The organism is Mycobacterium sp., assembly GCF_049673265.1.
GTDB lineage: Bacteria > Actinomycetota > Actinomycetes > Mycobacteriales > Mycobacteriaceae > Mycobacterium.
In genome coordinates this window covers 1-1,521 of record NZ_JBATXN010000127.1, presented here as the reverse complement: position 1 = coordinate 1,521, position 1,521 = coordinate 1, and the positions used below count along the sequence as shown (strand labels likewise).

2 protein-coding genes are annotated in these 1,521 nt (G+C 67.3%); one reads left to right on the top strand and one right to left on the bottom strand.

From position 1 onward, the window contains the following. A partial coding sequence (locus WBF82_RS04450) for a hypothetical protein (protein ID WP_424381891.1) occupies window positions 1-487 on the top strand: 487 nt, incomplete at its 5' end. Here WBF82_RS04450 and WBF82_RS04445 read toward each other — a convergent pair. Further along, on the bottom strand, window positions 473-1,521 hold a 1,049-nt coding region (locus WBF82_RS04445), incomplete at its 5' end, for an acetolactate synthase large subunit (RefSeq protein ID WP_424381890.1). The genes WBF82_RS04450 and WBF82_RS04445 overlap by 15 nt on opposite strands.

Genomic DNA, 1,521 nt, shown 5'->3' with positions numbered 1-1,521 from the left:
ATCCGACAACGCCGCATCCGAAGAATTGTGGACCCAACTCGGAGACCCGGCCGAGGCGGCAAAGAAGGTGCAAGCCGTCATCCACGACGCGGGCGACACAACCACCGCGGTCGAGTCACGACGACTTCGCCCCGGCTACACAGCATTCGGGCAAACGCAGTGGTCGCTGGTCCGGCAGGCGCAGTTCGCCGCCCGGCTGCCGAGCATTTCCGATGCTGACCCCGTAGTCGATTTGATGCGCAACCTCTGTGCCGATCACTGCTGGGGACTGGCCGCTAAAGACCTTGCGGCCAAGGGCGGTTGGGGTCCGGGGACGCATGGCCAGTACCTGGTGCGCCAGTTCGCCATCGTCCCCAGCGGATCCGGGCACATGGGCGTCGCGCTGGCCGCCGAAGTTCACGACGGCACATTCGAAACCGGAGTTGATGTCATCAATAGGCTGGCCGACTGGCTGGTCAACCACCTTGCTGAACTAACCGAGGATTGACGGCACCACCGCGTCGATCAGGTGCGGGCCCGGTTCGGCAAAGGCTGCGCCCAATGCGTCGGCGAACTCCTCGGCAGTTGTGGCACGCCGCGCCGCAACTCCCATGCCCTCGGCAATCTTGACGAAATCCATTTTGGGACGGGACAAATCGAGGAGGTCAAGTGCCTTAGGGCCGGGCGCCGAGCCGGCTCCGACCCGCTGTAACTCGATCCGCAGAATGTCGTAGGCGGCGTTGCTGTAGATCACCGTGGTGATGTCGAGGTTCTCCCGCGCCTGGGTCCACAGGCCCGAAATCGTGTACATCGCCGATCCATCAGATTCCAGACACAGCACCGGCCGGTCCGGCGCGGCAACGGCCGCGCCGACGGCGGTGGGGATGCCGAATCCGATGGCCCCACCGGTCAGTGTCAACCAGTCATGGGCGGGCGCGCCGGCGGTTGCTGCCGTCAGCGGTACACCGGACGTGTTGGACTCGTCGACGACGATCGCGCGGTCGGGCATGAGTGCGCCGATCACGTCGGCCACCGTCGCGGCGGTCAACGCACCGGTCGGCAGTTGCGGACGTGATGGCGGGGCGACAGCAGCAGCCGTGCCGGGCGCTACCTCGTCGGCCAACACCGTCAAAGCCTCTGCGGCACCGGCGTGTTCGGCGAGCACATGGACTTGGCAGCCCTCCGGCACCAGATCGCTCGGCTTGCCCGGGTAGGCGAAGAACGACACCGGTGCGGCGGCCCCGGCCAAGATCAGGTGTTTGGCACCGTCGAGTTGAGCCGCGACGGCCTCGGCGAAGTAAGCGATCCGTTCGACGGCGGGTACGCCGGCGCCGCGTTCCAGCCGAGTGGGGAATACTTCGCAGTACCAGCGGGCGCCGGTGGCCGCCGCGATGCGGGCACCGGCCGTCAACCCCGCGCCGCGGGTGGCGTCGCCACCGATCAGGATTGCCGCGGGTTCGCCGGAGCGCAATACCTTTGCCGCCAACTCGACTGCGTCGGTGTCGACGGTCGGCGGCGATCGCCGGACTGGCGCCGAAGCAC